Here is an 8,860-nt window from a genome sequence, read left to right as displayed (position 1 = left end):
CGCCTCTCAGGCCCAACCCATTCCCCCCGCCCACTGGGAGCGTCGGCCACCCTTCCATGAAGAGAGCCCCTCAAGTGGTCGCCTGGGCCGGCAGCGTCGCGATTGTGGGCCTGGTCAGAACTTGTAGCTCAAATTGATCCCGACCGTATTCAGCTTCACGTTCTGATCGCGATCGTTAAAGGGTTCTGCCACCTCGTAGTGCTCGGAGCCGAAATCATAGTAGCGATACTGCGCGCCGACGACGAACTTGTCGGTCAGCGCGTAGTCGACGCCGGCACCCACGGTCCAGCCGACATTCGTGCGCGTGCTGTCGAACGCCGGACCCGCGACTTGCGATGTTTCGATGCCGGCAAAGGCGACGCCGCCAATGCCGTAGACCAGCAGGCGGTCCATGGCGTAACCCGCCTTGGCGTTGACCGACCCGAACCACTTGATGTCGGTGCCGAATGTGCTTCCCAGCGCCGATACCGTCGTGCCGCCGACCGAGGAATAGTTGAGGTCCGCCTCGGCGCCGAGCACCGCCTGGTCGAATTGCCACAGGCCGGCGACGTGGCCGCCGACAAAACCGCCGTCAATGTCGGGCGCGATGGAAAATGGCGCACCTTCTGTCACCGATACATCGGATTGGCCCCAGCCATAGCCGGCCTGCAGACCAGCGTAATAGCCCGTCCAGTCGAATCCGGGCGCGGTCATCGGCACGTCGACCGCCGGGTCGGCTGCAAAAGCCGGCACGGCCAGAACGGCAAGGAAACCGGCACTAGCGACCATCAATCGACGCATCGAACTCCCCGAAATGACGGTTCAGAAAGATCCTCGTCAGAAGGATAACCGCATTCGCCGCAATCGCAATCCCCCTGTCGCCGTACAGAATCCTCTATTTGGCATCGATGAAGTCCAGCACAGCCTGGCTATATTCATCCGGCGCTTGCAGCATGGCGAAATGACTGGCGTTGGGCAGGATGATCAGCTTCGCACCTGGGATGGCGGAGGCGATATAGTCGGTGTGTTCGCGCTTGATCGCCTCATCGTGGTCGCCGGCAACGATCGCCGTCGGCGTGGTTATCTCGGCAAGCTGTTCCTTGCTCCACGCCGGCTCGCTCTCCCACATGTGGCTCATCTGCGCCACGAAGGCGTCATACTGGTCCGGTGTTTTCGACATCTTCTTGTAGTCGCGGCCGGAGCGGTCGATGTAGGCGGCAAAGGTCTTGTTGGTCATCACGCCCGGATCAAGGCCGTCGGTGGTTACGTTGGCGGCTTGCGCGAACAGCCTTGTCAGCCGCTCCGGATGATGCAGTGCGATGTCGATACCGATGATGCCGCCATCGCTCCAGCCGACAAGCGCGGTCTTGTCGATCTTCAGGTGGTCGAGCAGCGCCAGATAGTCCGATGCCATCAAGTCGTAGCCATAGGGCTGCTCGGTGCGGGTGGAGCGGCCGTGGCCACGGCTGTCGGCGACGATTACCTTGTGCGTCTTGGAAAGCGTGGCCACCTGGCTGGCCCAGATGTCGCCGTGGCCGAGGCCGCCATGGATGAGCAGCACCGGATCGCCCGCGCCGAAAACGGCGTAGTACATCTGGATGCCGTTCACCGGCGCGTATCCGCTCTGATCGGGTTTGGGCATGGCCGCTGGTTCCGGCAAGGTCTGCCAACGCTCCTCGGCCACGGCAGAAGTGGTCGACGCTGCGAACAAGATAACGATGGCGAACGCTTTCCAAAAACGGGTCATGTCTTCCCTCATATGGTTCGGTTCGCGGTCAGCATCGCCTTCCAGCCGGATTAGTCAACAAGCTCGCCCTGACGCGGTATGTCGGACCGACGGCTCTGGCGGCGCCCGCCGACATTTGCGAGACTGGCGGCAACCGAGGAATCGCCAATGACGAAAGCAACGCCCGCAAAACCCAGACCGTGGACCGAGATGGCGACACATCTGGTCGATGTCGCCGTGGGGCGCAAACCCGCTGACCTGGTCGTGCGCAACGGCCGCTGGGTGAACGTTCATTCGGGCGAGATCATCGCCGGCACCGACATCGCCATTGCCGGCGGGCGCTTTGCCTATTGCGGGCCCAATGCCAGCCATGCAATCGGCCAGGGCACCAAGGTGGTCGATGCCGGCGGGCGTTATCTGGTGCCCGGCCTCTGCGACGCGCATATGCATGTCGAGAGCGGCATGGTGACGGTGACCGAGTTCTGCCGGGCCGTCATTCCGCACGGCACCACCTCGATGTTCATCGACCCGCACGAGATCGCCAATGTTCTGGGTCTGCCCGGCGTGCGGCTGATGCATGACGAAGCGGTCGCCATGCCCATCAACGTGCATGTCCAGATGCCGTCCTGCGTGCCTTCGGCGCCGGGGCTGGAACATGCCGGCGCCGAGCTGACGGTCGCCGATGTCGCGGAAGCGATGACCTGGGAGAACATTATCGGCCTGGGCGAAGTGATGAATTTCCCCGGCGTCGTCGCCAATGATCCGGTCATGTCGGGCGAGATCGCGGCGACGGTCAAGGCGGGCAAGACGGTCGGCGGCCACTATGCCTCGCGCGATCTCGGCCTGCCGTTCCACGGCTACGTCGCCGGCGGCCCCGAGGACGACCATGAGGGCACGCGCGCCGAGGACGCTATCGCCCGCGTGCGCCAGGGCATGAAGGCGATGCTGCGGCTGGGCTCGGCCTGGTACGACGTCGCCTCGCAGATCAAGGCGGTGACGGAGGGCGGAATCGACCCGCGCAACTTCATCCTGTGCACCGACGACAGCCATTCCGGCACGCTGGTCCAAGAGGGCCATATGGACCGCGTGGTGCGCCACGCCATCCAACAGGGATTGAAGCCGGTGACGGCGATCCAGATGGCGACGCTCAATACCGCCCAGCATTTCAAACTGGAGCGCGAGATCGGCTCGATCGCGCCGGGCCGGCTGGCCGACCTGCTGATCGTCTCGGATCTCGCCGCAATGACCATCGACGAGGTCTATGCACGCGGCGTCAGGGTGGCCAAGGGCGGCAAGCTCGAAATCGACATTCCGGCCTATGATTACCCCCGGACGGCGAAGAACACCGTCAAGCTCGGCAAGAAGTTGAAGGGCGACGACTTCGATATCGCCGCCCCCAAGGGCGCCAACGAGGTTCGGGTGCGTGTCATCGGCGTCATCGAGAACCAGGCGCCGACGCGCGCGCTGGAGGCCGATCTGCCGGTCGAGGACGGGCTGGTCGCAATGGACCGCCGCAACGACATCTGCCAGATCGCGCTGGTCGAGCGTCACAGGGGCACGGGCGGCGTCAGCAACGCCTTCGTTTCGGGCTTCGGCTATATGGGCGACTGCGCCATGGCGTCCAGCGTGGCGCATGACGCCCACCACATCATCTGCGTCGGCACCAACAAGCAGGACATGGCGCTGGCGGTAAACCGTCTGGGCGCGGTCGGTGGCGGCGTCGTGCTGTTCTCCAAGGGCAAGGAACTGGCGCTGGTCGAAATGCCGATCGCAGGCCTGATGTCGGACGAACGGGCGGAAATCGTCGCCGCCAAGGCCGAGAAGCTCACCGAGGCGATGCGCAAGATGGGCTGTTCATTGAACAACGCCTACATGCAGCACTCGCTGCTGGCGCTGGTCGTCATTCCGGAGCTCAGGATCTCCGATGTCGGCCTGATCGATGTGACGACATTCCAGAAGGTCGATCTGTTCGTCTAGGATTGTTGATATTCAGGCCATGCCGACCTGTAAGTAGCGATTTTCTGCGCTTCCGGTGCTCACGTACTTAAGTACGCTCCGCTCCGGTTCTCGAAAACCACCACTTTCGGCTCGGCCTGACCCGAATCTCAACAATCCTAGGGCCAATGCCGCCCGCTGGCTCACCCGCCGGTGGCGATGGTCAGCACCTTGAACGGCGTGGTGATGACGATCTCGGCGACCGAGCCGACGGCCTTGCCGAGGCCCTGGCCGAGATTGTTGAGCTGTGTCGGGTCGGGTTCGTCCGAGGCGAGGCCCGCCGGCGCCCGCAGCCGGTCGCCGAGCAGTTGCACCAGCATCGGGTTGTCGGCGAATTTGGCGTGGTTGAGGCGGTCGCCGCCCTTGGCCTGGGAAAGATCGACCACCGACACGCCATAGCTGGCGAGGTCTGCAGCGTTGCCGTAGTCGCCGACGCGCGGCTTGTCGCCCGAGATCAGGGACGAGAGCTTGAGAGCCCGGTCATCCGCAGAGAGCAGGATGGCGAACGGCTTGTCGGGTTTGCCGTAGCGGATCATCTGCTTCTTGAAGACGTCGACATCGATGTCGGGCGAGGCCAGGATGACGTAGCCCAGTTTGCCGCCGAGATCCCGGTCGCCGGTGATGGCAAGCTGGCGCAGCGTCTCCATGGTCACCCAGGTTCCCATCGAATGGGCGATGATGTCGATGCTCTTGACCTTTGTCTTGGCCAGCATCCTGAGCGTCGCCTCGAGGTCGTCGCGCGCTGCGTTGGCGCTTTCCTTGTCGTAGATGTAACCCGTGGTCTTGCCGCTCGAAGCCCAGGAGAACAGCACCGGGGTGCCGGGATATTTGGTGTCGTGGGCGATCTGCGTCAGCCGGTAGATGCCGTCGTCAAAACCGTTGTTGAAGCCGTGCACGAAAACCAGCGCACGGTCGCCGCGCATGGAAATGTCGGCGCCGACCGCTTTGGCGAACTGGGGCGCGCCTTCATAGAAAGTGACGTCCTTGGCGGTAAAATCCTTGGCAGGATTGCTGTTTGCCGATCCCTTGGCCCGCTCGATGGCGCCGACCTGATGGCTTTTGGGAACGGTGACGTCGACACGGGCAAAGCTGGTGGTCAGCGAGCGATCGCCGTCGTAAACCTGTCGCGGCTCTTTTGTTGCCCTCTGGCGGGTGGTGGCGACGAAGATTTCATGCGTGGCCGCGATGTCGGATGCGGGCACCGAGACCGTCGTCCTGTTGAGCAGGTCGTGCGTTTTCCCGCCAGCGCAGCCGGTGACAGCGAGCGCCGATGCAACGACGAGGTAGCTCTTCGAACGCACGGTCACACGCAGGCTCCCGCAAAAGGGGACGTCAAACGCGTGACGTCGCTGGCTATTCCGATAAGGCCAGAGACCGGCGCGGTCCAGTTCAAAGTGAATCCATACGTCCGCGATGCCGGGCAGGCATCGCCGCGAGACCGCACCTATTGGCCAAGCAGGCTGATGCGGTCGGTGACATCACGGTCGCTGGCAAAGCCGTCATCCTCGCGCAGCCGCTGGCCGATCATCTTCACCAGCGTCGGATTGTCGGCGAATTTCGTATGGTTGAAGCTGTCCGATCCCTTGACCTTGGACAGGTCGACGACCGTCACGCCATAGGAGGCAAGATCGGCGGCATCCTTGTAGTCGCCGACACGCGGCCGTGAACCGGCGATCAGGCCGGAGAGCCGCAGCGCACGGTCGTCGTCCGATAACAGCAGGATGAACGGCTTGTCGGGCTTGCCATAGCGCCGCATCTGGCTCTTGAACACGTCGACATCGATGTCGGGCGAGGCCAGCACCACGTCGCCGAGCTTGCCGCCGAGATCGCGATCGCCGGTGATGGCCATCTGGCGCAGCGTTTCCATGGTGACCCAGGTTCCGAGCGAATGTGCGACGATGTCGATGCGCCGCGCGCCGGACTGCTCCAGCATCCTGAGCGTCACCTCCAACTGGTCGCGGGCAGCGCTGGCGCTTTCCTTGTCGTAGACATAGTCGGTGGTCCTGGCGCCCGATGCCCAGGAAAACAGCACTGGCGTGCCGGGATAGCCGGAATCATGGACGATCTGGGTCAGGCGATAGACGGCGGCATCGAAGCCGGTGTTGTAGCCATGCACGAAGACCATGACGCGGCCGCCGCGCGCCGCGATGTCGGCGTTGAGCGCGCTGGAGAATTTCGGCTGCGTGTCGTAGCCGACGACCTCGGAAGCCATGAAATACTTGGCCGGGTCGTCCGACTTGCCGCGCGAGCGGCGCTCGATCTGGCCGGTCTTGTGAAGCCCCGGAACGGTGACGTTGACGCGGGCATAGTTCAGCGTCGCCGACCGTTCGCCGTCGAAAACCTTGTTGGGATCGTCGGATTTCTTGCGCGTCGTGGCGATGAAGATCGAGTGGTTGCCGGCGATCTCCGTCACCGGCGCGGACACCATGGCGCTGCCAAGCAATTCCTGTGTTTGCTGGCCGGCGCAGCCGGCGACGAACAAGGCCAGGACAACGGTAAAAATCTTCTTCAAAGGCACGCCTGAATTTCCAACTCCGGCCGAAAGGCCTGTCTATCCTCACGATACCTCCCGGACAGGCAGAGTGCGGCAGAACTAAGTCCTGTCGAGTCGAAATGTGATCGGCGCCCCGCTGCGGCCATCGCAGTGTTGCGCGAAAGCCAAAATGGCGGGAAACGCCTGCGTGATGTGCGCAATGAGCGGCGTCGCCGCTGGCCCTCCAATCCCCGCGGAGATAGCGATTTCATACCGCCCGATGCGAGGGGGCATGAGAATGCACCCGCAAGTAGCTGAAAATATTTCGCAAAATTTCCGCCCGGAAGGACGTAAATGATGGACGATGGCGCTGGGGAGCCGGATATGTGATAGGCGGGCTCGCGCCGCACCTGGTCATGGCGCTCAACAACCGAACGTTCGCGACCCGATTAATGATAGAGATCCGCGGACAGCATGCAACGCAAGGTGATTTTCCCCAGGGGTGGTTTCCGATGAACAGTTTCTCTTCCCGCGTTGCTGCCGCTGCCGCCGCGATCCGCCAGATCTTCCCTGAAACGCCGCTACAGGAAAACGACTATCTGTCGAAAAAGACCGGTGCGCGGGTGCTGTTGAAGCGCGAGGATCTGTCGCCGGTCCGCTCCTACAAGATCCGCGGCGCCTTCAATTTCTTCCGCAAGACACTGGCGGCCGGCAACGAGGCCGAACTGTTCGTCTGCGCGTCCGCCGGCAACCACGCGCAGGGCTTTGCTTTCGTCTGCCGCCATTTCGGCAGGCGAGGCGTCGTGTTCATGCCGGTGACGACGCCGCAGCAGAAGATCGACAAGACCAGGCTGTTCGGCGGCGATTTCATCGAGATCAGACTGGTCGGCGATTTCTTCGACGATTGCTATCGCGCTGCCCTGGAATTCACCGACAGTTCCGGCGCCCATATGGTGCCGCCTTTCGATCACAAGGACATCATCGAGGGCCAGGCAACCGTCGCCTACGAGATCGCGGACCAGATGCCGGGCGCCCGCATGCCCGATATCGTCATGCTGCCGGTCGGCGGTGGCGGACTTGCCGCGGGCGTCACCCACTATTTCGCCGATCAGGGCAGGGAAGCACACTTCGTCTTCTGCGAACCGGCAGGCGCGCCGAGCCTGCGCGAGAGCCTCGCAGCGGGGAAACGGCTCAAGCTCGCCAAGGTCGACAATTTCGTCGATGGCGCCGCGGTGGCCGAGATCGGCCGCGAGCCGTTGCGTCATCTCAAGGATTTTCCGGCCGACACGGTGCGGCTGATCCCGGAAAACAGGCTCTGCGCCACCATGATCGAGATGCTCAACGTCGAAGGCGTCGTGCTGGAGCCGGCCGGCGCGCTGGCGATCGATGCGCTCAAGGATTTCTCCAAGAAGGAGATCAGGGGCAAGACGATCGTTGCCGTGGTTTCGGGCGGCAATTTCGATTTCGAGCGGCTGCCGGACGTCAAGGAACGGGCGTTGCGCTTCGAGGGTCTGAAGAAATACTTCATCATCCGTTTTCCGCAGCGGCCGGGCGCGCTGCGCGATTTCCTCGAACTGCTCGGACCCGACGACGACATCGCCCGTTTCGAATATCTGAAGAAATCGGCGCGCAATTTTGGTTCGGTGCTGATCGGCATCGAAACCAGGGACCGTCGCAATTTCGATCTGCTCAAGGCGAAGTTCGAGGCCGAGGGCGTTCAGTATCAGGACATCACCGACAACGAGACACTGGCCGGGTTCATCATATGAGCGATCGAATGGTTGATCCGGGAAAAATCTTCGTCGCGCTGTTTTCCGGCATCAATGTCGGCGGCAACCGCATCGTCAAGATGGCGGAGCTGCGGTCGTTCTTCGAGGGCCTCGGCTTTTCCGACGTCGCCACCTACGTGCAGAGCGGCAATGCCGTGTTCCGGGCGAAGAAAGGCGACGCGGCGGCACTGGCGAACCTGCTCGAAGCAGCCTTCGAGACGAAATGGGGGTTCCATTCGCGCATCATGGTGCGCGATCTCTCCTGGTTCGAGAAGCTGGTGCGCGAAAATCCCTATCCGGAAATTGCCGCGGACCACACGAAGCTGCACGCCTATGTGCTGGAACGCGAGCCGACCGCCGATGAGGTGGCGCGGCTGACCGAAAAGTGCACCGGCCCCGAACGCTTCGAGATCAAGGGCGATGTGCTCTACCTCAGCGCACCGAATGGGCTGGGCAAATCGGTGTTTGCCGGGCTGATCCCGCGCACGCTGAAAGTGCCGGGTACCGCGCGCAATTGGCGCTCGGTGCAGGCGCTGCTGGAGATGGCCGCACACGCCGGTGAGAAGTAGTTGGCTGGCTAGGCGGAAGTTGGTTTCCAGTCGAAGGTCAGTTCTTCGCGGAAAGCAAAGCGCTTGATGTGATCGGCGACAACGCTTTCCAGGCGCTCGATCGATCCTGCTTCGTCAGTCGACACCGTGACATGCAGCGCTGCGGCATCGGCAGCCATGACGGTACGGCCCATTGAGAGATCGATGGTGCCATGGGTGGGATCGAACTCGACCGGGAATTTGTGTGCCCAGTGCTTGCACAACTGCTGCAGGTAGCGGCTGGCATGTTCGGTGGCGACGTCGGCATGGCTGGTCGGCATGAATTCTCCTGGGCAAGCGCCCTTTTGCATGGCTGGGCGCCGGCCAAGCC

The 8,860-nt window shown here is 62.8% G+C and carries 8 protein-coding genes; 3 read left to right on the top strand and 5 right to left on the bottom strand.

What is annotated here, in order from left to right; translation table 11 throughout:
• Positions 1-114: 114 nt before the first annotated feature.
• Together EOC83_RS29530 and EOC83_RS29525 are read right to left on the bottom strand one after the other, a co-directional pair.
• Positions 115-780: an outer membrane protein gene (locus EOC83_RS29530; RefSeq protein WP_027160415.1), complete on the bottom strand. Its 666-nt coding sequence runs from the start codon at positions 778-780 to the stop codon at positions 115-117.
• Between the two features lie 94 nt (positions 781-874).
• Positions 875-1,726: an alpha/beta fold hydrolase gene (locus EOC83_RS29525; protein WP_063168107.1), complete on the bottom strand. Its 852-nt coding sequence runs from the start codon at positions 1,724-1,726 to the stop codon at positions 875-877.
• Between the two features lie 147 nt (positions 1,727-1,873).
• On the opposite strand from EOC83_RS29525, the gene ade reads away from it, so the two are divergent.
• Complete coding sequence (gene ade, locus EOC83_RS29520) at positions 1,874-3,682, top strand: adenine deaminase (protein WP_063168106.1); 1,809 nt, start codon at positions 1,874-1,876, stop codon at positions 3,680-3,682.
• Between the two features lie 161 nt (positions 3,683-3,843).
• Here ade and EOC83_RS29515 read toward each other — a convergent pair whose 3' ends face one another.
• The gene (locus tag EOC83_RS29515) at positions 3,844-5,007 is read right to left on the bottom strand and encodes an alpha/beta hydrolase (RefSeq protein ID WP_063168105.1); all 1,164 of its coding nucleotides are present in this window, start codon (positions 5,005-5,007) and stop codon (positions 3,844-3,846) included.
• A gap of 137 nt (positions 5,008-5,144) precedes the next feature.
• Positions 5,145-6,218 (bottom strand): alpha/beta hydrolase, encoded by a 1,074-nt coding sequence (locus EOC83_RS29510; RefSeq protein ID WP_013531324.1) that lies wholly within the window; start codon positions 6,216-6,218, stop codon positions 5,145-5,147.
• A 467-nt stretch (positions 6,219-6,685) separates the two neighbouring features.
• On the opposite strand from EOC83_RS29510, the gene ilvA reads away from it, so the two are divergent.
• Together ilvA and EOC83_RS29500 are read left to right on the top strand one after the other, a co-directional pair.
• Positions 6,686-7,942 (top strand): threonine ammonia-lyase IlvA, encoded by a 1,257-nt coding sequence (ilvA, locus tag EOC83_RS29505; RefSeq protein WP_063168104.1) that lies wholly within the window; start codon positions 6,686-6,688, stop codon positions 7,940-7,942.
• A gap of 8 nt (positions 7,943-7,950) precedes the next feature.
• Entirely contained in the window at positions 7,951-8,511 is a 561-nt protein-coding gene (locus EOC83_RS29500) for a DUF1697 domain-containing protein (RefSeq protein ID WP_024503867.1), read from the top strand.
• 8 nt (positions 8,512-8,519) lie between these two features.
• Here the strand turns inward: EOC83_RS29500 and EOC83_RS29495 are convergent, their stop codons facing one another.
• On the bottom strand, positions 8,520-8,810 hold the full coding sequence (locus EOC83_RS29495; RefSeq protein WP_027160411.1) for a DUF2218 domain-containing protein: 291 nt from the start codon (positions 8,808-8,810) through the stop codon (positions 8,520-8,522).
• Between the last annotated feature and the right edge of the window lie 50 nt (positions 8,811-8,860).

Origin of the sequence: Mesorhizobium sp. Primo-A, from assembly GCF_003997175.1 — a bacterium.
Lineage (GTDB): Bacteria > Pseudomonadota > Alphaproteobacteria > Rhizobiales > Rhizobiaceae > Mesorhizobium > Mesorhizobium ciceri.
Note: the sequence above shows the minus strand (reverse complement) of the source record. Positions and strands in the feature narration are given on the sequence as shown.